Raw genomic sequence first — 21,988 nt, forward strand, 5'->3', positions numbered from 1 at the left:
TAGCTTTTATAAGGCTTCCAATTTAGCAAAGCCTGCCATTAGCCATTTTTCACCATCATTATCAAAATTCACCTGAATTCGGGCCTTTGCGCCCTGTCCTTCATAGTTCAGTACAATGCCTTCACCAAAAACAGCATGTTTAACCCGTTGGCCTACCATCAGTGCTGGGCCACCATCACCACTGTCTAGGGCTTCTGTTGGCTTCCATTGAGACCCCGGGCGACTGCTGGTGACCGGCTTTGAGATCTGGCCGCGCAGGCGCACCTCTTCCAGCAGATGCTCAGGGATTTCACGAACAAAGCGGGAAGGCGTGTTATAAGTTTCCCGGCCATGCAGCCGGCGCATCTCTGCATAAGTGATGTAGAGCTTTTTCATAGCCCGAGTGATTCCGACATAGCAGAGACGACGCTCTTCCTGGAGCCGTGAAGGGTCTTCCATCGACATCTTATGCGGAAACAGCCCTTCTTCGACACCAGCCATAAAGACCAGTGGGAACTCCAGACCTTTTGCCGAATGCAGTGTCATCAGCTGTACGGCATCTTCATATTCATCTGCCTGTTGCTCACCCGCATCCAGCGCCGCTTCCGAAAGAAAACTTTGCAGCATAACCAGGGTATCCACCCCATCATCTTCATCGGTTTCAACCGGGTCTTCCGAAGGCGTAAAGCCCCGGGCTGCGGTGACCAGCTCTTCAAGGTTTTCCACCCGGGCCTGGCCTTTTTCACCTTTCTCCTGACGGTGAAATTCAACCAGTCCGGTCGTTTCATTCACATGATCTACCAACTCATGCAGGCTAAGCTCATGCCCGGAGTCTTCCAGTTGATCCAGTAATGCCATAAAGCCACTTAGTGCGGATAACGCTCGGGCCGGTAAAATTTTATTGGCAATACAGTGTCCCGCCGCTTCCCAGAGTGAGCAACCCTCATTACGGGCCAGTTCACGCAGAGTATCAATCGTTTTCGCACCAATACCACGGGTCGGCGTATTGATCACACGTTCAAGAGCCGCATCATCGTTTCTACTCTGGATAAGGCGCAGGTAGGCCAGGGCGTTCTTAATTTCAAGACGCTCATAAAAGCGCTGTCCCCCATAAATCCGATAGGGGGTTCCTGCACGGATCAGGGCCTCTTCCAGCACCCGCGACTGGGCATTGGAGCGATACAGAATGGCTGTTTCAGAACGGGTGCCTCCTTCCTGTACCCACTTTTCGATGGTATTGACGATAAAGCGCGCTTCATCCTGTTCGTTAAAACCGGCATACAGGGCGATGGGTTCACCCTCATTACCCTCCGTCCATAGCTCTTTACCCATGCGATCAAAATTATTGGCAATCAGGCTATTTGCCGCTTCGAGAATGGTGCCGGTAGAGCGGTAGTTCTGTTCCAGCCGAACTGTCTTACTACCATCAAAGTCGGAGGCAAACTGGTGGATATTTTCAACTTTTGCACCACGCCAGCCATAGATGGACTGATCATCATCACCCACCACAGTCAGCAGGTTATTATGACCAGATGTCAGCAGGCGTAACCAGGCATATTGAATAGTGTTGGTGTCCTGAAATTCATCCACCAAAATATGACGGAAGCGCTCCTGGTAATGCTTCAGCAATAAAGGATTATCCCGGAGAAGTTCATGGGCGCGCAGTAACAGCTCACCAAAATCTACCAGGCCAGTACGCTGACAGTGCTCTTCATAGAGACTATAAAGATGATTCATGGTGGCGGTGAAGCGGTCGCCTGTATCCATAAAGTAGCCCGCGCGGCGACCTTCATCTTTTTGGCCATTGATATACCCCTGAACCTGTCGTGGTGGCCAGCGCTCATCATCAATACCATGATCTTTCATCAGACGCTTTATCAGGCGTAGCTGATCATCGGAGTCCAGAATCTGGAAATTTTCCGGTAACTTGGCATCCCGCCAATGGGTTCTCAGCAAACGGTGTGCGATACCGTGAAATGTTCCAACCCAGAAGTTACGCATGGGTAAGCCCAGTAAAGCCTCCAACCGGGTCCGCATCTCTGCGGCAGCCTTGTTGGTGAAGGTTACCGACATAATACTGTGAGGAGAGATACCTTCGACCTGCACCAGCCAGCCTATCCTATGCACCAGAACCCGGGTTTTACCACTGCCGGCGCCAGCCAAAACCAGCATATGTTGCGCCGGTGCAGTAACCGCTTCACGTTGAGCATCATTCAGGGCGTCGATAAGGTGTGTAACTTCCATAATCTTCCAGTTATTTTGGCGAGTGATCAGGGCAAAGCTGGCATATTGCCTAGGCTGTAAGGTCGTTTTTACCGTCGAGACTCTATCACAATATGTTACTGAAAACCTTTATCCGACTATTCTGAAGCAAAGGTGCATCTGTTATCTTTAATCATTAGAGGCTTAAGGGAATTGAGCCCATAAAACAAAAATAAGACGACACCAGAGTAATAACTAACCATGACCTATCCTGAAGAGTCCTCTTTTCTGCAGGAACAGGCTGATGCGACCTCCTTCGATCAGGCCTTGCTCTGCGAACAACTGACATTGTTATACAGGGATTCCACAACATACTACCGGCTGGGTATGGGCTGCGCCCTGGTGTGTTGCACTTTGCTGTGGGATACCACAGCAAATATGCTATTGGGGCTCTGGTTGCTGACCTACGCCTTACTGACGTGGGGCGGCATTAACCTTAACAACCGGTTCCAGAAATACCTAAACCATAAGCCCTCTGATACAGCCGCGAGCTCAGCCAGCAAGCTCAACAGATGGCGGCATCTCTTCACTTTAGGCGGTGCTCTGGTCGGCAGCTATTGGGGAGTGTTACTGGTCTGCCTAACACCTGAAGCCAGCATCTTGCTGCAGTCTGTGGTTATTCTGGCCATAACAGGGCTCGCTCTCTATGCCAGTGCTATCTTTTCAGCACTGCTTGTCAGTTACCTTGGATTTGTTCTACCAGCCTTTATCCCTTTTCTATTGCGGGAGTTTAATAGCCCGGAACCTTTGCTTTCTCCCTCGGTAATTCTGGTTTTCCTCAGTTTTCTGATCTATAGCGCCTGGCGCAACCATCTGCTGCTTAAAAACTCTCTGAGCCAGAATGTTAATAACCGTCGACTGCTAAAACAGGTTAGCCACGAGCAGAAGATCACTCAGCAGCTCAACCAACAACTCGAAGCAGAGGCAAAAACGAGAGCAGACGCAGAACAAAAACTACAACAGGCACAATCCAGCCTTGAACACCAGATTCAGGAGCGCACACAGGCTCTGTCAGAAGCCAACCAGCACCTGAAAACAGCAATATCAGAGCAGCGCCAGGCCAGTATTGACCTCGAGCGTAACCGCCAGCGCTACTCCAAAGCAATCGAAGCCAGTGACCTGGGATTATGGGAGTGGGACCTGGAAACAGATGAGATCTATCACTCACATTTTGAGCAGCTGTTTGGTTACTCCGAGCAGGAAATTCCACACTTTATGGGACACCTGCAACCCCTAGTGCATAAAGATGATTATCCGGCACTGAGAACTGCATTGGTGGATACTCTGAAGGGTTATCTTGATCAGTTTAAAGTTCAGTTCCGCATCCGTCACAAAGGTGGACAATGGAGATGGCTGGAGGATACCGGAAGAGTAATCGACCGCAATCCTCAGTCCGGAAAGGCCCGTAAAATGATCGGAACCCGTCGGGACGTGACAGATCAGATTGCCCGTGATGAGCGGTTACGCCTTGCCTGGCATGCTTTTGAAAGCTCCAGCGAGGCGATGTTTATCCTTAATGAAGACTTCGTGATCACCACTCTCAATGAAGCCTTCTACCAGATTACAGGCTATTCTTGTCAGGAGTTGCAAGGCACACCTTTCGACCAGAGCCCGCTATGGCAGCTTGATCAGGAGCTGAATAAAAAGATTCGCAAACAACTGACCCAGCTCGGCGCCTGGGAAGGTGAGTTAATCGAGCAGCGTAAAAATGGTGATAAATTCCCTGAATGGCTGAAAGTGTATCGTGTACCTTCCAAGCAGAGTGAAGCCTCTCACTACGTCGGTATATTCTCAGACCTGACCCAGCGAAGAAAAGCGGAAGAGAAACTCAGCTATCTGGCGAACTACGACGACCTGACAGGGGTTGCTAACCGCAACCAGTTCAAAGACCGACTGCATATTGCTATTTCACAGGCCCGCCTGAATAACGGGAAAATGGCTTTAATACTTCTAGATATTGACCGGTTCAAGGCGATTAATAACACACTGGGACATGATGTCGGCGACCAGCTCTTAAAAGAGCTAGCAAATCGCCTGAACAACCAGATTCAGAACGTAGACACTATTGCCCGCCTCGGGGCTGATGAGTTTGCCCTGATTGTAGACCACTATGAACAGGAGTCTGACGTTACTGAGCTAGCTGAACAGATCTATCAGCTGGTTCATACGCCACTTAAAATCGAAAACCATGAATTAATTACCTCCTGCAGTATAGGTATCAGCCTGTTTCCGAAGCACACTCGTGGCCTTAATATTTTAGTTAACCAGGCAGACCTGGCCCGCAATAAAGTAAAACAGTTAGGTGGTTCAGGATTCGAGTTCTACTCAGAAGAACTGCAAACCGGCTCTCTGGAGCGCTTAAAAATGGAGAGCGACCTTCGCAAAGCGCTCCAGCGTGATGAATTATGTGTCTACTATCAGCCTAAGGTATCGCTCAAAAAAGACCAGATATTTGAGGCTGAAGCCCTTGTGCGCTGGAACCACCCTGAATCAGGCCTTATTTCGCCAGGCTCATTTATTCCCATCGCCGAAGAAACAGGATTGGTGGCAGCCTTGGGTGAACAGGTGCTGATTAAATCTTGCCGGCAAGTGAAAGAGTGGCTGGACAGGGGTGTTGAGATCAAGGTCTCTGTTAACTTATCAGCTCAGCAACTGAGACATAATGATCTGGTTAGTTTTATTGATCAGACTATTCGGGAAGCAGATATCCCCCATAAGCTGATTGAACTGGAACTTACTGAAAGCTCTCTTATTGACGACCCCGAGCACACTGTCGAGGTGCTGGATCAGATCCGGGCACTGGGCATCACGCTGGCGATTGATGATTTTGGAACCGGCTATTCATCTCTCAGCTATCTGCAGCGTTTTCCACTGGACATACTCAAGATCGACCGAAGCTTTCTGAAACAGATAAACAGCCCTGACCCTCAACAAGCGACACTGACAAAAGCCATCATCGCCCTAGGCCACAATCTTGAGATGAGAATTGTTGCTGAGGGTGTCGAAACCCGGGCTCAGCTGGAGTTCCTGATTCGGCATGGTTGCGATTTTGCCCAGGGCTTCTACATCAGCCCACCCGTGCCAGCCCAGACATTCTTTGAGTTGGTTGAGCAGTACAACAGCAAGGTGTAAGCAAAGAAATAAAGTGCAGGTAAAGCAATAAAGTAGCGGGGAAATTCCATTTAAGAACGGAGCATCATGCTCCGTTTGGTTATGTTCTAGTTCAAATCCTCAGCTATCTGTCAGCCTGAGAGAGTGTAGGCTGCGCTTTACAGCCTTAAGATGCTCCGCCAGTTTCGGGCCGCGCATCTTGGCTACACCCACTGCCAGAACATCAATCATCACCAGATGAGCAATGCGTGAAGTCATAGGTGTATAAATCTCAGTATCTTCAGGCACGTCAATGTAAAGAGGAATGGTAGCCAGCTCTGCCAGAGGTGAGCCGCTGGGGCAAAGGGCAATGACATTAGCTCCCGCCTCACGCACCAACTGTATACTTTGCAGCAATGCTTTTGTCCGGCCAGTCTGGGAGATCGCCACAACCACATCAGTATCCGACAGAGTTACTGCCGACATATTCTGCATATGAGGGTCTGAGTAAGCCGCTGTGGACATCTGTAAGCGGAAAAACTTATGCTGGGCATCGGTAGCAACAGCACCCGACGCCCCAAAACCAAAGAATTCTACCCGATCAGAACTGCTCAAGGCGGTGATCGCCTCCTGAACTTTCTCAGTATTGATACGGTTTTTAACAGCAAGTAAGGCGCTGGCTGTCGTATCAAAAATACTGTTGGTAAAATCACTGACCGAATCATCCTGATTCATTGAGAACTGAGCAAAACGCGTCTCTTTTGCCAGGACCTGAGCTAAACGTAGTTTAAAGTCCTGAAAACCATCACAGCCTAATGCACGACAAAAGCGAACAACCGTGGGCTCACTGACATTGGCTTCTGTCGCCAGGTCAACAATACGCATATGAATCACATCCGTTGCATGGTTCAGCACATAATCAGCAACCTTCTGCTCCGAACGGCGAAACTGTGTTTTTGAGTGATGGATCTTTTCCAGGATGTTTTCTTTCACCGGTTTACCACTGGTTAATTAAGCTCTTAGACGTCTGTTTATTTTACCTGTAACTTTGGCATAACGTCATTTTTTATTCCGACGTTAAAATACCAAGCTTGTCACAGGAATTTCATACACGCTATATTAGGATGGTAATCCTAAATCGATACAGGTTGTCATTTACTTATCAATCAAGCCTCAGGAAGAGCCTGGGGGAGGATGCTGATATGAGACACAACCCCACCGTTGACCACGGTAAAGTAGATCAGGTTAAAGATGAGATTTTCGATATCTTCATGTCTATAGAAGTTGAAGAACATGAGGAACGTAAGAAAAGTGAAGCACTAAAACAACTTGAAGCTCGGCGCGGTATCGAAAAACATTTCGAGAAAAAGCGACTCGTAGAAGAGCTTGATGATTATTGTGGAGACGAAGAGGTCAATCACTGATGCTTCCGGAAGAGCACTCTTTTTAGCTTAAGCAGAGACCCTTTATCAGGGCAGCGGTAATCGGCCTGACACAACAGGCCGATTAATTACGATTATTCGACTGTCACTGATTTTGCGAGATTTCTTGGCTGATCTACATCCGTTCCTTTAAGCACAGCAACATGGTAACTCAATAGCTGTAGAGGGATCGTGTAAACAATGGGTTCCAGAATCTCTGGCACGTTTGGCATTTGCTCAACCTTTAAGCCTTCTTCCGGTTTAATATGGTCGGCTCCGGCGAAAACAAACAGCTCTCCACCTCGGGCTTTAACTTCCTGCAAATTCGCTTTTAGTTTGTCCAGTAGCGCATTATTCGGCGCGACGGCAATCACCGGCATCTCTTTATCCACTAAAGCCAGCGGGCCGTGTTTAAGCTCTCCGGCGGGGTAGGCTTCCGCATGAATATAAGAGATCTCTTTTAGCTTCAACGCCCCTTCCATTGCGATAGGGTACAGAGGGCCACGGCCTAAAAAGAGGGCATGGTTTTTCTCGGCAAAGTCCTGCGATAACACTTCAATATCTTTATCGAGCTTAACGGCTGCCAGCAACAGCACAGGTAGTTGATGCAGCGCCTGTACCAGTTCTGTTTCCTTCGCTTCTGTCAGTCCGTGGCGACGCGCCAGGGCGATAGACAGCATGAGCAATGCAACTAGCTGAGTGGTAAAAGCTTTAGTGGAGGCAACGCCAATTTCAGGCCCGGCATTGGTCATTAAGCAAAGATCGGACTCACGGACTAATGAGCTACCGGGTACATTGCAGATTGTCAGGCTGGCTAGCACTTTATCTTTAACGGCACGCAGGGCTGCAAGGGTATCGGCGGTTTCACCGGACTGGGAGATGGTGACAAACAGGGTATTCGCTGGAATCACATGCTTACGATAACGATATTCGCTGGCCACTTCGATCGAGCAAGGAACACCGGCGAGATCTTCCAACCAGTATTTTGCGACTAACCCCGCATGAAAACTGGTGCCACAGGCGATAATCTGAATATGCTGTGCTTGATCAAAAACCTTACAGGCATCGTTACCAAACGCCTGTTCAAGCAAGTGTGTCTCGGAGATACGCCCTTGAAGGGTTGCCTTAACAACTTCCGGCTGTTCATAAATCTCTTTCATCATAAAGTGACGAAATTCACCTTTATCCGCCACAGAAAGATTATGTTCAAAGGTTTTTACCGGTCGGTCGACCTGCTTTAGCGCCGCATCCCAAATGGTCAGGGTATCAGGTGTAATCTGAACAAAATCACCTTCTTCCAGATAGATAAAACGATCCGTAGCCTGTAGTAGTGCCATCTGGTCTGAGGCGATAAAGTTCTCGCCAATACCAACGCCCACGACCAGCGGGCTGCCTTTGCGGGATGCCAGAATTTGATTCGGGTAATCTTTATGCAGAACACCTAAAGCAAAAGCGCCTTCAAGCTGGGAAACCGTCGCTAAGAAAGCATCTTGCAGTGATCTTCCCTCTCGAATAGCACGGGCAACCAGATGGGCGATAACTTCTGTGTCAGTATCTGAGGTGAACTGATAGCCTTCGGCTTGAAGCTCTCGTTTTAACGGTTCATAGTTCTCAATAATACCGTTATGCACGATGGCAAGATCATCACCTGACATATGCGGGTGGGCATTGTTCTCGGTCGGCTTACCGTGAGTCGCCCAGCGCGTATGTGCGATACCACTTAACCCTTTAAGTGGCGCGTCCTGTTCCGCCTGGCTCAGGTTCGCAACCTTGCCAGCCCGACGCAAACGCTGAATCGTGTCACCCTCTAAGACTGCAAGACCTGCAGAATCATACCCCCGATACTCCAGGCGACGCAGTCCTTCCAATAAGATGCCAGAAACAGGCCTTTGTGCTACCGCACCTACAATGCCACACATCGGGGATTACTCTCCTAAAACTGATGATAAACCTGAATATTTTCGTTAACGGCTGAATCTCAGGTCTGTTTATTTCTTCCAACCGACCTTAGCGATCTGTTTGCCGCGACCCACTGCCAGAGCACCGGCTTCTACATCTTTTGTAATGGTTGAGCCAGCCCCAACCACAGCACCTGTGCCAATGGAGACTGGCGCAACGAGGGAACTGTTTGAACCAATAAAGGCACCATCACCAATGACGGTTTTAAATTTATTCACACCATCATAGTTACAGGTAATGGTTCCGGCACCAACATTTACTTTAGCGCCAATACTGGCATCACCAATGTACGTCAGGTGGTTAATCTTTGCACCGGCACCAATCACACTTTTCTTAGTTTCAACAAAGTTACCAACCTTAGAGCCTGCTTTCAGTTCACTGGCTGGACGGATGCGTGCAAAAGGCCCAATAGAGCAAGATTCGGCAATACTGGCACCATCAATGACACTGTTCGCATCGACCTGAGTGTTAGCACCAAGGGTTGAGTTTTTGATCACACAGTTAGGGCCAATCTGTACCCCGTCACCTAAGACAACATCACCTTCGAACAGAGTATTAATATCAATAAAACAATCGCGCCCGACCGTAAGCGAACCCCGAATATCAATACGGGCTGGGTCTGCTAAGCTAGCCCCTTCAATCATTAACTGCTCGGCGAGTTGGCGCTGATACCAGCGTTCCAGTTCCGCTTGTTGTTGGCGATTATTAACGCCTTGTACTTCCTGTTCAAAATCAGGTTGAGCCGTTTTAATTGCTACGCCAGATTTTGACGCCATGGCGATAACATCGGTTAAATAATACTCACCTTGAGCATTTTCACTGGACAGTTTTGGCAACCATTCTGCCAGCTGAGGCTGCGTTAACGCCATAATGCCGGTATTGATCTCTTGAATTTTTAGTTGCTCATCATTGGCATCTTTCTGCTCAACAATTGCTGTGACTAAACCAGCCCCATCCCGAACAATACGGCCATAACCGTTGGGGTTCACAAGATTAACCGTCAACAAGGCCATCTGTTGGTCATTAACCTGAGCCAACAAGTTTTTAAAAATAACCGAAGGTGTTAAAGGCACGTCACCGTATAACACTAAAACCTGGCTGCCTTGGGTTAGGTAAGGCAGTGCCTGAGCAACAGCATGACCTGTGCCTAACTGCTCTTGCTGCACAATAAAGTTAACATCTTGACCCGCAAGCGCTTCTTTAACTTGGTCTCCACCGTGACCAATAACAATATGGACTCGTCTGTTATCCAGCATTTTAGCTTGATCCAACACATGTTGAACCATAGGTTTACCTGCAATGCCGTGCAGTACCTTAGGCATATCAGAGCACATACGCGTACCCTGGCCTGCAGCCAGAATTACAATATCAGTCACCATACTGTAGGTCCTTAACGGGGTTAGAAAAATTCAGAAAAGAAGGGGAAGGTAGAGTAGGACAAATTACGGATAAAAAAAAGGCGGCCTAAGCCGCCTTTTTGTTCGGTACTGTTAAGCACCCAGCTTCCGACGTAACTGCTGTACTGTACGCAAACGCGCAGCAGCCTGAGCCAGTTCAGCCGCAGCCTTGGAGTATTCGAACTCAGAAGATTGATTACTCAGTGAGCGTGCCGCTGCAGCTTTCGCCTCAGCAGCCTCAGCTTCATCAATCTCTTTAGCCCGAACAGCAGAGTCAGCCAGTACGGTTACACGGTTCGGTTGAACCTCAATAAAGCCGCCAGATACGTAGAAAATTTCTTCTCCACCGCTCTGTATGCTAACTCGGACAGGGCCCGGTTGTAGCTCCGACAGTAATGGTGCGTGGCCTGGGGTAATACCCAGGTCACCCAGCACACCGGCGGCAACAACCAGCTCCACACGGCCGGAGAAAATCGACTCCTCGGCACTTACGATATCGCAGTGGACGGTCATAGCCATGGTCTCGCCTCTCTTACTTCCGGGAAAAAGCGAACTTATTTATTCGCTTTCTCTACTGCTTCATCGATGCTGCCAACCATGTAGAACGCCTGCTCAGGCAGTTCGTCATACTGGCCATCCAGAATGCCTTTGAAGCCACTAATAGTGTCTTTCAGAGACACATACTTACCAGGTGCACCGGTAAATACCTCAGCAACGAAGAACGGCTGAGAAAGGAAGCGCTGAATCTTACGAGCACGGGATACGGTCTGCTTATCTTCATCAGATAGCTCATCCATACCCAGGATCGCAATAATATCTTTCAGCTCTTTGTAACGCTGCAGAGTACCCTGTACGCCACGAGCAACATCATAATGCTCCTGACCAATAACCAGAGGGTCCAGCTGACGAGAAGTAGAATCCAGTGGATCAACCGCTGGGTAAATACCCAGAGAGGCAATATCACGAGACAGTACAACTGTTGCGTCCAAGTGAGAGAAGGTTGTTGCCGGAGATGGATCCGTCAAGTCATCCGCAGGTACATATACCGCCTGAATAGAGGTAATAGAACCTGATTTAGTTGACGTAATACGCTCCTGCAGTACACCCATCTCTTCCGCTAGCGTAGGCTGATAACCTACTGCAGAAGGCATACGACCCAGCAGTGCTGATACTTCAGTACCCGCCAGAGTATAACGGTAGATGTTATCTACAAAGAACAGAACGTCACGGCCTTCGTCACGGAATTTCTCTGCCATCGTCAGACCAGTCAAAGCTACACGCAGGCGGTTACCCGGTGGCTCATTCATCTGACCATATACCAGAGATACTTTATCCAGTACGTTTGAGTCGGTCATTTCGTGGTAGAAATCGTTACCCTCACGAGTACGCTCACCAACACCTGCAAACACGGAAAAACCGGAGTGCTCGATCGCGATGTTACGGATCAGCTCCATCATGTTTACGGTTTTACCAACACCGGCACCACCAAACAGACCAACTTTACCACCTTTAGCAAACGGGCAAACAAGGTCGATTACCTTGATACCGGTTTCCAGCAGTTCAGTACTGTTTGATTGTTCTGCGTAAGTTGGTGCAGAACGGTGAATTGGCATACGTTCTTCTTCGCCGATCTCGCCTTTCTCATCGATAGGGCGACCCAGAACGTCCATGATACGACCCAGTGTTTTTGTACCAACCGGTACAGAAATTGGGTTATTTGTATTGACTGCTTCCAGTCCGCGCTTCAGACCCTCGGTAGAGCCCATCGCAATTGTACGTACAACACCGTCACCCAGCTGTTGCTGAACTTCTAGAGTAATCTCGGTGTTAGTAACCGTCAGCGCGTCGTAAACTTTTGGCACGGAATCACGTGGGAATTCCACGTCGATTACGGCGCCGATAATCTGAACGATACGTCCGCTACTCATTTTGGTTCCTCTTAAACCTGTAATTGAAACCTGCTTGTGTATGGCTACGGATTAAACCGCCGCAGCTCCACCAACAATCTCGGAAATTTCCTGCGTAATCGCAGCCTGACGTGCCTTGTTGTAAACCAGCTGAAGGCTGTTAATCAGGTCACCTGCGTTATCGGTCGCATTTTTCATGGCCAACATACGCGCAGATTGTTCACAAGCATTATTCTCGACCACTGCCTGATACGTTTGAGATTCGACATAACGTACCAGTACCTTATCCAGAAGCTCTTTGGCATCTGGTTCGTACAGGTAATCCCAGTGATCAGAGGTGGTTTCCTCTTCAGCCTGCAAAGGCAGCAGCTGCTGTACGAGGGGCTTCTGGGTCATAGTGTTTACAAAGTTGTTATAAACCAAGTAAACACGATCCAGTTCGCCGGCATCGTACGCATCAAGCACTACCTTGACACTACCAATCAGATCGCTCGCAACCGGGGCATCACCGAGCCCGGTTTTAGTTGCCAGAACTTCACCACCATAAGAACGGAAGAAAGTAACAGCCTTAGAGCCGATTGCGCAGAACTTCTGCTCCACACCTTTCTCATTCCACTCTTTCATGCTCTTTAGCAGTGCTTTGAACAGGTTAACGTTCAGACCACCACAAAGACCACGATCGGAAGCAACAACGATGTAACCAACACGCTTTACATCACGCTCTTCCATATACTGGTGGCGATATTCCGGAGTTGCATTCGCAATATGGCCTACAACTTTACGAATCTGTTTGGCATAAGGCTGGCTGGCGGCCATGCGATCCTGTGCACGGCGCATCTTACTCGCGGCAACCATCTCCATCGCGCTGGTAATCTTGCGCGTGTTACCGATGCTCGCGATCTGGTTTTTAATCTCTTTTCCGACTGCCATAGCATCTCGCCTTATTCAAAAAACAAACTTAACTCAGTAACGGCCCACAGCGGAGCTGTGGGCAAAACGCTTACCAGGTTTGAGTTGCTTTGAATTGCTCAACACCAGCTTTAAAGCCAGCTTTGATTTCGTCGTTGAAAGCGCCAGATTGGTTAACTTCAGCCATAAAGTCAGCTTTTTCCGCATTAAAATAAGCCAGAATAGCTGTTTCGAAGTCACCAATTTTGTTAACTGGCACATCGTCCAGATAACCTTCGTTAGCGGCGTACAAAACAACACCCATTTCAGCAATGGACATTGGTGAGTACTGCTTCTGCTTCATCAGCTCTGTTACGCGCTGACCATGCTCAAGCTGCTTACGGGTTGCTTCATCAAGATCAGAAGCAAACTGGGAGAAAGCTGCCAGCTCGCGGTACTGAGCCAGAGCCAGACGAATACCACCGCCCAGTTTCGAAATCAGTTTAGTCTGAGCTGCACCACCAACACGTGATACGGAGATACCAGCGTTCATTGCAGGACGAATACCCGCGTTAAACATATTGGTCTCAACAAAGATCTGACCATCAGTAATGGAGATCACGTTAGTTGGTACGAATGCAGATACGTCACCACCCTGGGTTTCAATGATAGGCAGTGCGGTAAGAGAACCGGTTTGACCTTTCACTTCGCCCTTCGTGAACTGCTCAACGTATTCAGCATTCACACGGGATGCACGCTCCAGCAAACGGGAGTGCAAATAGAAAACATCACCTGGGTATGCTTCACGACCTGGCGGACGACGCAGCAGCAGGGAAATCTGACGATATGCCCAAGCCTGCTTAGTCAGATCGTCATAAACGATCAACGCATCTTCACCGCGGTCACGGAAGTATTCACCCATAGTACAACCGGCATACGGAGCCAGGAACTGCATTGCTGCAGGATCAGAAGCACCGGCGTTAACAACGATGGTATTTTCCATCGCGCCATGCTCTTCCAGCTTACGTACAACGTTTGCAATAGTAGACTGCTTCTGACCGATCGCCACGTAAACACAGGTAATACCTGAGTCTTTCTGGTTAATGATCGCATCAATTGCGATAGCAGTTTTACCAATTTGACGGTCGCCAATAATCAGCTCACGCTGACCACGACCTACCGGTACCATCGCATCAATCGCTTTATAACCTGTCTGAACAGGCTGATCTACCGATTGACGGGCGATAACACCCGGTGCAACTTTTTCTACGGCATCTGTCAGTTTGGCATTAATTGGACCTTTGCCATCAACAGGGTTGCCCAGTGCGTCAACAACGCGACCTTTCAGTTCCGGTCCTACCGGTACTTCAAGGATGCGGCCAGTACACTTGGCAGTCATGCCTTCTTGCAGTGTCAGGTAGTCACCCAACACTACTGCACCTACGGAGTCACGTTCCAGGTTCATCGCCATGCCATAAACGCTGCCAGGAAACTCAATCATTTCCCCGTACATTACGTCAGCCAGACCATGAACGGTTACGATACCGTCAGATACGCTTACAATGGTGCCCTCAGTGCGGGCTTCAGAAGAAACATCGGTATTCTCGATGCGCTTCTTGATAATTTCGCTGATCTCAGATGGATTCAGTTGCTGCATGCCATGTCCCTCAAACTCAGGAATTCATTGCCTCGGCCAATTTCGCAAGCTTTCCACGTACTGAACCGTCAATAACAGTATCGCCAGCATGGATAAGTACGCCGCCGATCAGGCTTTGATCAACCTGAGTCTGGATTTTAATTTCACGATTCAGACGCTTTTGCAGAGCTTGTGCCAATTTGGTCTGCTGTTCACTTGTCAGCTCATAGGCAGAAGTAATTTCTACCTCAACCGTTTGTTCCTGTTCTGCTTTCAGCGTCTCAAACTGCTCTGCAATTTGAGGGAACAGAGGCAAACGGCCTACTTCGCTCAGTGTCTGTACAAAATTCTTACCGTTTTCATCCAGGTCAGAGCAGATATCAATAATGATCCCTACTTTCTGTTCCTGACTGATTGCCGGATTGCCCAGAACATTCTGAACTGCTGAGTCTGATACAGCTTCTGCTGCCAGACCCAACATTTTAGACCATTCGGCCAATTTGCCCTGGCTCAAAGCATACTCAAATGCAGCTTTTGCATACGGCCGGGCAACAGTGCTTAATTCAGCCATCGGTCACCTCGCTTAAAGCTCAGCTGCGAGTTTCTCTACAAGCTCAGCGTGGGCTTTTTCGTCAATAGAAGCGTTAAGAACCTGCTCTGCGCCTTTCAATGCCAATGCTGACACCTGGGCACGAAGCTCTTCTTTCGCACGGTTTACTTCTTGCTCAACTTCAGCTTGAGCAGCAGCAAGTAAACGGGCGCCTTCAGAACGTGCGTTCTCTTTTGCTTCATCAACGATTTGATTAGCTCGCTTGTTTGCTTGCTCTATAATCAGGGCTGCTTGTTCTTTGCCTTCACGCAGCTGTTTACCGGCTTGTTCTTGAGCCAGTTCCAGGTCACGTGCAGCACGACTTGCAGCATCCAAACCATCTGCAATCTTCTTCTGACGAGCCTGCATAGCTTCCATTACTGGAGGCCATACATACTTCATACAAAACCAGACGAAGATCGCAAACGAGATGGCTTGGCCTACGAGTGTTAAGTTCAGATTCACGCCATCACCCCTTGCTTTTCAATGTTGATCTATTAAGGGTTAAAAAAACCAGCTTAAAGATTAACCAGCAAGTTGAGCTACGAACGGATTCGCAAAAGTGAAGAACAGCGCGATACCAACACCGATCATAGTCACAGCATCAAGCAGACCTGCAACAATAAACATTTTCACCTGCAGCATAGGTACCATCTCTGGTTGACGAGCAGCGCCTTCCAGGAATTTACCACCCAGCAGACCAAAACCAATCGCGGTGCCCAGTGCACCCAAACCGATCAGCAGAGCAACAGCAACGGCGGTTAAACCCAGTACTTGTTCCATTTTTTTCTCCCAGTTTTTCTCAAGTTAAAGTTAAGAAAGTTAAAGTTAAAGTTTAAAAAGTTAAAGCAAAAACAGTGTATCAGTGGTCTTCACAAGCCAGGCTCAGGTACACAATGGTCAGCATCATAAAGATAAATGCCTGCAGAGTAATCACCAGAATGTGGAAGATAGCCCATGGCACAGACAGTGCCCACTGAATCCAGAACGGCATAATTGCGATCAGGATAAAAATCAGTTCACCTGCGTACAGGTTACCGAACAAACGCAGCGCCAGAGAGATCGGCTTAGCAATTAAACCAACACCTTCTAACAGCAGGTTGAACGGCATCATCCATTTACCAAAAGGTTGTAATGTCAGTTCGCCAACAAAGCCGCCAACACCTTTAACCTTGATACTGTAATAGATGATCAGGAAGAAAACTGCGATGGACATACCAAGCGTTGCATTCACATCTGTGGTCGGAACCACCTTCATGTAATCAACACCCATAGCCATAAACAGCGCTGGCAGGAAATCAACCGGGACCAGATCCATCAGGTTCATCAGGAATACCCAACAGAAGATCGTCAACGCCAGCGGTGCAATTAAACTACTGCGACCGTGGAAGGTGTCCTTCACACTCTGGTCAACAAATTCCACCATAATTTCAACAAAGTTCTGCAGACCACCGGGAACACCCGTTGTCGCATGCTTCGCCGCTTTGCGGAATAAGAATGTAAAGATAAGACCTAAAAATATAGACCAACCTAAAGTATCAACATGTACCGCCCAGAAGCCCATATCAGCTGCTTCCTTCGCACCATGAGCAAAGCCCAGCGTGCCATCAGGATGCAGACCGAAGGTCAGGTTCTGAAGGTGGTGTTGAATATACTCGGAAGGTGTCGGATTTGCGCCTGCCATTGTCTTCCTCGAAATTTTTGTAGTAGCCGTTAGTTATTCTTTGCTCACTTTAGTTCCAAACGTGTTAGCGCTTAACAACTAAAGGTGCGAGCCAGTGAACAACCTGAACCACCGCGTAAGTTAAAAAAAAGGAAATTGGGTTTAAGGGTCGCACTAATATAAAAACCAGTGCAAATAATACGGCCGTTAAACCAAACTTCACTGCTTCTGCTCTGTAAAAAGACTTTACAATCTGCTTTGCCGCCTGAGCGCCTTGGTGCATAAATACCTGCCAAGCAAAATACAGGTTAGGTACAAAACAAACCATTCCGCCAAAAAATGAAGAATATGCCAGAACTGTATCGCCGGTTAATAAACAACCACCTGATACAAACAGAGTAACCAAAACCTGCAGTCCGACAACCCGGATAACTTTGGGTCGCTTCAGCTGTGCACTTTTGGCGCCCATGTGTTCTCCTAAAAATTCTTTGCACTACAAAGATCAGCCATTGCTTTATGCAGAGCTGATACAGAGTAATGTCATTTTGTGACCGCAGGATTATAGGTTGATTAGGCAGCCCATTCAACTGAATTACCTGATCTAAGACCAATAGATAAGCTTTATTTGTCTTTGGTGCGGGGTTTCAAAGAGGGTTTTTATTGAATATGAGACAAGATACCATCCAGCTCTTCAAGACTTGAATAATTAATCACTAGCTTACCTTTGCCCTTTTTATTGTGGCTGATACTCACCGCTGCACCCAGGGTTTCAGTCAGTTTACGCTGTAAAAATTCAACATCAGCCTGCGGAGTATGTTCGGTTTTTTCTTCAGCCGGCGCCTGTAGTTTACGTACAAAAGCTTCCGTTTGACGCACAGACATACCTTTAGCCACAACCGTTCTTGCAGCCGAGCTCTGCTCATGGCGTTCAAGTCCAAGAATTGCCCGGGCATGTCCCATTTCAAGGTCGCCATGCTCAAGCATTTTTTTCACATCGTCCGGAAGAGTAATCATTCGAAGCAAATTAGCTACTGCTGAGCGGGACTTTCCAACAGCATCAGCCACCTGCTGCTGCGTCAGTTCAAACTCCTGTTGCAGGCGCTGCAAGGCAAAGGCTTCTTCAATGGGGTTCAGATTTTCACGTTGAATATTTTCAATCAACGCCATCGCAATGGCCGCATCATCGCTAACATCACGAATAATAACCGGAACCTGATCCAGTTCGGCTAATTGCGCAGCACGCCAACGACGCTCACCGGCGATAATCTCAAAGCGTTCATGTTGTTCAAGGGGTCGAACAACAATCGGCTGCATAATGCCCTGGGCACGAATTGAGCTGGCTAACTCTTCCAGAGACTCAGGATCCATATCCCGTCGTGGCTGATAACGACCGCGGACTAAAAACTCAACAGGCAGATGGCGCATCTCACCATCTGAATGTTCTTTCTTAACAAGTTGCTCCGGTTGTTCTGCTTTCGTTTCGGGAACCACAGAGACTTCACGGGGTTGAGTCAGGCCGGATGAGCCGGAACCCAACAATGCATCAAGTCCACGACCTAAACCTCGTTTTTTCGCCGACATTGGCTCCCCCGTTAATAAAAGCGAACATTAAAAAGATTAGAAAATTTAAGGGTCAGGCAGCCTGACTGGTTTTACGCACCAGTTCGCCAGCTAACGCAAGGTAAGCAAGGCTACCTTTTGATTTCTCGTCGTAATTCAGAACCGGCATGCCATAGCTCGGTGCTTCAGCCAAGCGAACGTTGCGCGGTATCACGGTTTTGTAAACCCGATCATTAAAATGTTGGATCAATTGCTGGGATACATCCCGAGTCAGACTATTACGCGGGTCATACATCGTCCGCAACAATCCCTCAACACGAAGATCCGAGTTTACCGTCTCCTGAATATGCTGAATGGTTTCCATCAAAGAAGACAAACCTTCCAATGCATAATATTCACACTGAACGGGAATGATTACTCCGTCAGATGCAGTCAGTGCATTAACCGTTAGCATGTTCAATGAAGGCGGGCAGTCAATCAAGACATAATCATATTGGTTACCCAGCTCAGCCAGAACGCGCTTCAGTTGAAAATTACCGCCATCAACCTGCAACAACTGAACTTCTGCCGTGGTCAGATCTGAGTTAGCCGGAAGCAGATCATAACCTGCCGGGTCAGTTCTGACCCGAATCTGCTCGATACTGGCTTCGCCCAGCAAAAGGTCGCAAACAGAATACTCGCATTCATTCTTATCCACACCACTCCCCATTGTTGCATTGCCCTGGGGATCCAGGTCGATCAGCAGAACTTTGCGGCGAGTGGCTACCAGTGATGCCGCCAGATTAACGCAGGTTGTGGTTTTCCCCACGCCACCTTTCTGGTTGGTTACTGCGAATACATTTGTCATCCGTTTCTTCCTGCTATCAGTTTCTGCCGGTGATCAATAAGATCCGGGGGTACGCTGTAAAAGGGCCAGGTGACGTTCCCCATCGGAGCCAGGAACATCCAACCGATGAACCTCTTTGCAGACCACACCTTCCGGCAGGTTGTTCAGCTCATCTTCAGGGTAAACGCCCTTCATGGCCAACCACTCAGCATTTTGGCTACCCAGTTGAAGTGTCCATTGCATCATATCCTGCAATGAACTGAACGCGCGACTCATCACCTGATCAAACAGCTGCTCGGGTTGATATTGCTCAACCCGTTTATTGACAACAGTAACATTATCCAGCTTCAGAGCAGTGACAGCCTGAAACTGGAAACGACTTTTTTTGCCATTGCTATCCATCAGTGTCATTTTCAGATCAGGGCGCACAATCGCTACAGGGATACCGGGTAAACCACCACCAGAGCCCACATCAATACAGTTTGGGCCCTTGATATAAGGCAGAATACTCAGGCTATCCAGCAAGTGACGGTCAACCATCTGAGCCGGATCACGCACTGCCGTTAGATTAAAGGCTTTATTCCATTTTTCCAGTAAGCGTAAGTAATCCATCAGTAAACCTTGTTGCTGTTCACTAATGTTGAGGCCCATCATCTCGATGCCACGGCATAACTGGTCTTCAAGCGCATTATCGTTCAAAGCTATTTACCTGTTAAATCTAAAACCGACCTGAGATCAGGCAGATGTTTTGCTGTTCGTTTTGCCGCCCAGGGTATTACTGCCTGCTATTGCCCGTTTTTTCAGATGGATAAGCAATAAGGAGACGGCAGCCGGAGTTACTCCTGATATACGACTGGCTGCGGCCAGCGTTTCCGGGCGGCTCTCACTCAGCTTCTGACGAATCTCTTTGGACATGCCTTCAATACTGTCATAGTCCAGGTCTGCCGGTAGTTCCGTATTTTCATGGCGGCGCAGTTTTTCAATATCATCCTGTTGACGGCTGATATAACCGGCATATTTCACCTGAATCTGAACCTGATCAGCCACTTGTGGATTATCCACAGGCTCGCCTTTTAAGGATGCAAGATCATCATACTCAAGTTCAGGGCGTTTCAGCAGATCCAGCAGATTATATTCGCGGGTCATGGGCTGACCGGTTTTTGCTTCAACAGCCGTAGCCTGTTCCGTCTTAGGCTGAATCCAGGTACCACTCAGGCGACTGGTTTCCTGCTCAATCTGTTCTTTTTTCACGCTGAAGGCTGCCCAGCGTAAGTCATCCACCAGACCCAGCTCACGGCCTTTTTCTGTTAACCGCAGGTCGGCATTATCTTCCCGCAGAATCAAACGATATTCCGCACGGCTGGTGAACATACGATAGGGTTCACTGGTGCCATGAGTAATCAGATCATCCACCATCACGCCAATATAAGCTTCATCACGGCGCGGATACCAGGCGTCTTTACCCTGGGCCCGCAGACCGGCATTCAATCCAGCTAACAGCCCCTGAGCCCCAGCTTCTTCGTAGCCTGTGGTTCCGTTGATCTGGCCTGCAAAATACAGGTTGGGGACAAATTTAGTTTCCAGCGTGTGTTTCAGATCCTGTGGATTAAAAAAGTCGTACTCAATGGCATAGCCCGGGCGCATGATATGGGCATTTTCCATACCCCGAATCGAACGTACCAGCTCCAGCTGAATATCAAACGGCAAACTGGTGGAGATGCCATTTGGGTACAGCTCATGGGTCGTCAGACCTTCTGGCTCAATAAACACCTGGTGGGAGTCTTTATCAGAAAAACGGTGGATTTTATCTTCGATTGAAGGGCAGTATCGAGGGCCGACACCTTCGATGACACCGGTATACATGGGCGAGCGATCCAGACCCGAGCGAATAATATCGTGAGTGCGCTCATTGGTGTGTGTGATGTAACAGCTGATCTGCTCCGGATGATCATCCAGCGAACCCATGAATGACATAACCGGTGTTGGACTGTCACCCGGCTGTGCTTCCATCTTTGAGAAATCAACGGACTTAGCATCGATACGCGGCGGTGTACCGGTTTTCAGACGGCCAACGCGAAATGGCATCTCACGCAAACGATTTGCCAGGGTGATCGATGGCGGATCACCGGCACGGCCACCGGACTGGGTTTCCAAACCAATATGAATAACGCCGCCAAGAAAGGTCCCTGCAGTCAGTACAACGGTTGCGGAGTGAAAACGAATCCCTGAGCTGGTAACAACACCTGCCGCCTTATCACCATCCATAATCAGGTCATCAGCTGCCTGTTGAAAAATCGTCAGATTTTCCTGATTTTCCAGGATGGTTCGGATGGCCGCTTTGTACAAAATTCGATCAGCCTGGGCACGTGTTGCCCGTACGGCAGGGCCTTTACGGCTGTTCAGTACGCGAAATTGAATACCACCTTTGTCAGTTGCAAGCGCCATTGCACCACCCAAGGCATCAATCTCTTTTACCAGATGACTTTTACCAATTCCCCCGATGGCAGGGTTACAGGACATCTGCCCTAAGGTTTCAATATTATGAGTCAGCAGAAGAGTTTGGCAGCCCATTCTTGCTGATGCCAAAGCGGCTTCCGTTCCCGCATGACCTCCACCGATCACTATTACATCAAAGCGGGTTGGATAATCCACAATATCACCTCTGGTTATCTGGTTGTGCACAACATGACCCAGTTAAAACCCCGCATGGTTGATACACAAATGACTGGTTTCGCGAAGGCAGACAAGTATATACCTGCCTGCGCAAATGAGAAGAGTTGTAAATGCCGACAATGTGAAGTTTTTTTGTCT

The 21,988-nt window shown here is 48.5% G+C and carries 19 protein-coding genes; 2 read left to right on the top strand and 17 right to left on the bottom strand.

All coding sequences use genetic code 11. From position 1 onward, the window contains the following. Positions 1 to 6: 6 nt before the first annotated feature. On the bottom strand, positions 7 to 2,226 hold the full coding sequence (gene uvrD / locus ACN0R8_RS06085) for a DNA helicase II (RefSeq protein WP_417596372.1): 2,220 nt from the start codon (positions 2,224 to 2,226) through the stop codon (positions 7 to 9). 216 nt (positions 2,227 to 2,442) lie between these two features. Here uvrD and ACN0R8_RS06090 point away from each other — a divergent pair, with 216 nt between their 5' ends. Next, positions 2,443 to 5,373: an EAL domain-containing protein gene (locus ACN0R8_RS06090; protein ID WP_417596081.1), complete on the top strand. Its 2,931-nt coding sequence runs from the start codon at positions 2,443 to 2,445 to the stop codon at positions 5,371 to 5,373. A gap of 99 nt (positions 5,374 to 5,472) precedes the next feature. Here the strand turns inward: ACN0R8_RS06090 and hexR are convergent, their stop codons facing one another. After that, positions 5,473 to 6,324: a transcriptional regulator HexR gene (gene hexR, locus ACN0R8_RS06095; RefSeq protein ID WP_078319710.1), complete on the bottom strand. Its 852-nt coding sequence runs from the start codon at positions 6,322 to 6,324 to the stop codon at positions 5,473 to 5,475. Positions 6,325 to 6,533: 209 nt separating this feature from the next. Between hexR and ACN0R8_RS06100 the strand changes: the two genes are divergently transcribed. Beyond that, positions 6,534 to 6,755, top strand: coding sequence for a PA3496 family putative envelope integrity protein (locus tag ACN0R8_RS06100; protein ID WP_417596083.1), 222 nt, complete (start codon positions 6,534 to 6,536; stop codon positions 6,753 to 6,755). A 92-nt stretch (positions 6,756 to 6,847) separates the two neighbouring features. On the opposite strand, the gene glmS is transcribed toward ACN0R8_RS06100, so the two are convergent. The 15 genes from glmS to mnmG form a co-directional block, all read right to left on the bottom strand. Further along, on the bottom strand, positions 6,848 to 8,671 hold the full coding sequence (glmS, locus tag ACN0R8_RS06105) for a glutamine--fructose-6-phosphate transaminase (isomerizing) (RefSeq protein WP_417596085.1): 1,824 nt from the start codon (positions 8,669 to 8,671) through the stop codon (positions 6,848 to 6,850). A gap of 69 nt (positions 8,672 to 8,740) precedes the next feature. Continuing rightward, entirely contained in the window at positions 8,741 to 10,090 is a 1,350-nt protein-coding gene (gene glmU / locus ACN0R8_RS06110) for a bifunctional UDP-N-acetylglucosamine diphosphorylase/glucosamine-1-phosphate N-acetyltransferase GlmU (protein WP_417596087.1), read from the bottom strand. 111 nt (positions 10,091 to 10,201) lie between these two features. Beyond that, a complete protein-coding gene (locus ACN0R8_RS06115; RefSeq protein ID WP_078319713.1) occupies positions 10,202 to 10,627 on the bottom strand; it encodes a F0F1 ATP synthase subunit epsilon in 426 nt (141 codons plus the stop codon). 35 nt (positions 10,628 to 10,662) lie between these two features. Continuing rightward, on the bottom strand, positions 10,663 to 12,036 hold the full coding sequence (gene atpD, locus ACN0R8_RS06120) for a F0F1 ATP synthase subunit beta (protein WP_417596089.1): 1,374 nt from the start codon (positions 12,034 to 12,036) through the stop codon (positions 10,663 to 10,665). Positions 12,037 to 12,087: 51 nt separating this feature from the next. After that, on the bottom strand, positions 12,088 to 12,945 hold the full coding sequence (gene atpG / locus ACN0R8_RS06125) for a F0F1 ATP synthase subunit gamma (RefSeq protein ID WP_417596091.1): 858 nt from the start codon (positions 12,943 to 12,945) through the stop codon (positions 12,088 to 12,090). Positions 12,946 to 13,015: 70 nt separating this feature from the next. Then, positions 13,016 to 14,560, bottom strand: coding sequence for a F0F1 ATP synthase subunit alpha (gene atpA, locus ACN0R8_RS06130; RefSeq protein WP_417596093.1), 1,545 nt, complete (start codon positions 14,558 to 14,560; stop codon positions 13,016 to 13,018). A gap of 16 nt (positions 14,561 to 14,576) precedes the next feature. Continuing rightward, positions 14,577 to 15,110: a F0F1 ATP synthase subunit delta gene (locus tag ACN0R8_RS06135; RefSeq protein WP_417596095.1), complete on the bottom strand. Its 534-nt coding sequence runs from the start codon at positions 15,108 to 15,110 to the stop codon at positions 14,577 to 14,579. Positions 15,111 to 15,122: 12 nt separating this feature from the next. Continuing rightward, positions 15,123 to 15,593 (bottom strand): F0F1 ATP synthase subunit B, encoded by a 471-nt coding sequence (locus ACN0R8_RS06140; RefSeq protein WP_078319718.1) that lies wholly within the window; start codon positions 15,591 to 15,593, stop codon positions 15,123 to 15,125. A gap of 60 nt (positions 15,594 to 15,653) precedes the next feature. Continuing rightward, positions 15,654 to 15,911, bottom strand: coding sequence for a F0F1 ATP synthase subunit C (atpE, locus tag ACN0R8_RS06145; protein ID WP_028299499.1), 258 nt, complete (start codon positions 15,909 to 15,911; stop codon positions 15,654 to 15,656). A gap of 79 nt (positions 15,912 to 15,990) precedes the next feature. Beyond that, positions 15,991 to 16,812 (bottom strand): F0F1 ATP synthase subunit A, encoded by an 822-nt coding sequence (atpB, locus tag ACN0R8_RS06150; RefSeq protein ID WP_078319719.1) that lies wholly within the window; start codon positions 16,810 to 16,812, stop codon positions 15,991 to 15,993. A gap of 64 nt (positions 16,813 to 16,876) precedes the next feature. After that, positions 16,877 to 17,260, bottom strand: coding sequence for an ATP synthase subunit I (locus tag ACN0R8_RS06155; protein ID WP_417596097.1), 384 nt, complete (start codon positions 17,258 to 17,260; stop codon positions 16,877 to 16,879). Positions 17,261 to 17,448: 188 nt separating this feature from the next. After that, positions 17,449 to 18,372: a ParB/RepB/Spo0J family partition protein gene (locus ACN0R8_RS06160; protein WP_417596099.1), complete on the bottom strand. Its 924-nt coding sequence runs from the start codon at positions 18,370 to 18,372 to the stop codon at positions 17,449 to 17,451. 52 nt (positions 18,373 to 18,424) lie between these two features. Continuing rightward, positions 18,425 to 19,198 (bottom strand): ParA family protein, encoded by a 774-nt coding sequence (locus ACN0R8_RS06165; protein WP_417596101.1) that lies wholly within the window; start codon positions 19,196 to 19,198, stop codon positions 18,425 to 18,427. Positions 19,199 to 19,231: 33 nt separating this feature from the next. Further along, a complete protein-coding gene (gene rsmG / locus ACN0R8_RS06170) occupies positions 19,232 to 19,876 on the bottom strand; it encodes a 16S rRNA (guanine(527)-N(7))-methyltransferase RsmG (RefSeq protein WP_417596103.1) in 645 nt (214 codons plus the stop codon). Positions 19,877 to 19,912: 36 nt separating this feature from the next. Further along, the gene (gene mnmG, locus ACN0R8_RS06175) at positions 19,913 to 21,829 is read right to left on the bottom strand and encodes a tRNA uridine-5-carboxymethylaminomethyl(34) synthesis enzyme MnmG (protein ID WP_417596105.1); all 1,917 of its coding nucleotides are present in this window, start codon (positions 21,827 to 21,829) and stop codon (positions 19,913 to 19,915) included. Between the last annotated feature and the right edge of the window lie 159 nt (positions 21,830 to 21,988).

The organism is Oceanospirillum sp. (assembly GCF_048265165.1).
Taxonomy (GTDB): domain Bacteria; phylum Pseudomonadota; class Gammaproteobacteria; order Pseudomonadales; family Halomonadaceae; genus Oceanospirillum.

What these genes read in the sequence shown, in the direction of transcription:
- ACN0R8_RS06090 (WP_417596081.1), top strand. Translation starts at nt 2,443, where the DNA reads ATGACCTATCCTGAAGAGTCCTCTTTTCTGCAGGAACAGGCTGATGCG.
- ACN0R8_RS06100 (WP_417596083.1), top strand. Translation starts at nt 6,534, where the DNA reads ATGAGACACAACCCCACCGTTGACCACGGTAAAGTAGATCAGGTTAAA.
- glmS (WP_417596085.1), bottom strand. Translation starts at nt 8,671, where the DNA reads ATGTGTGGCATTGTAGGTGCGGTAGCACAAAGGCCTGTTTCTGGCATC.
- glmU (WP_417596087.1), bottom strand. Translation starts at nt 10,090, where the DNA reads ATGGTGACTGATATTGTAATTCTGGCTGCAGGCCAGGGTACGCGTATG.
- ACN0R8_RS06115 (WP_078319713.1), bottom strand. Translation starts at nt 10,627, where the DNA reads ATGGCTATGACCGTCCACTGCGATATCGTAAGTGCCGAGGAGTCGATT.
- atpD (WP_417596089.1), bottom strand. Translation starts at nt 12,036, where the DNA reads ATGAGTAGCGGACGTATCGTTCAGATTATCGGCGCCGTAATCGACGTG.
- atpG (WP_417596091.1), bottom strand. Translation starts at nt 12,945, where the DNA reads ATGGCAGTCGGAAAAGAGATTAAAAACCAGATCGCGAGCATCGGTAAC.
- atpA (WP_417596093.1), bottom strand. Translation starts at nt 14,560, where the DNA reads ATGCAGCAACTGAATCCATCTGAGATCAGCGAAATTATCAAGAAGCGC.
- ACN0R8_RS06135 (WP_417596095.1), bottom strand. Translation starts at nt 15,110, where the DNA reads ATGGCTGAATTAAGCACTGTTGCCCGGCCGTATGCAAAAGCTGCATTT.
- atpE (WP_028299499.1), bottom strand. Translation starts at nt 15,911, where the DNA reads ATGGAACAAGTACTGGGTTTAACCGCCGTTGCTGTTGCTCTGCTGATC.
- atpB (WP_078319719.1), bottom strand. Translation starts at nt 16,812, where the DNA reads ATGGCAGGCGCAAATCCGACACCTTCCGAGTATATTCAACACCACCTT.
- ACN0R8_RS06155 (WP_417596097.1), bottom strand. Translation starts at nt 17,260, where the DNA reads ATGGGCGCCAAAAGTGCACAGCTGAAGCGACCCAAAGTTATCCGGGTT.
- ACN0R8_RS06160 (WP_417596099.1), bottom strand. Translation starts at nt 18,372, where the DNA reads ATGTCGGCGAAAAAACGAGGTTTAGGTCGTGGACTTGATGCATTGTTG.
- ACN0R8_RS06165 (WP_417596101.1), bottom strand. Translation starts at nt 19,198, where the DNA reads ATGACAAATGTATTCGCAGTAACCAACCAGAAAGGTGGCGTGGGGAAA.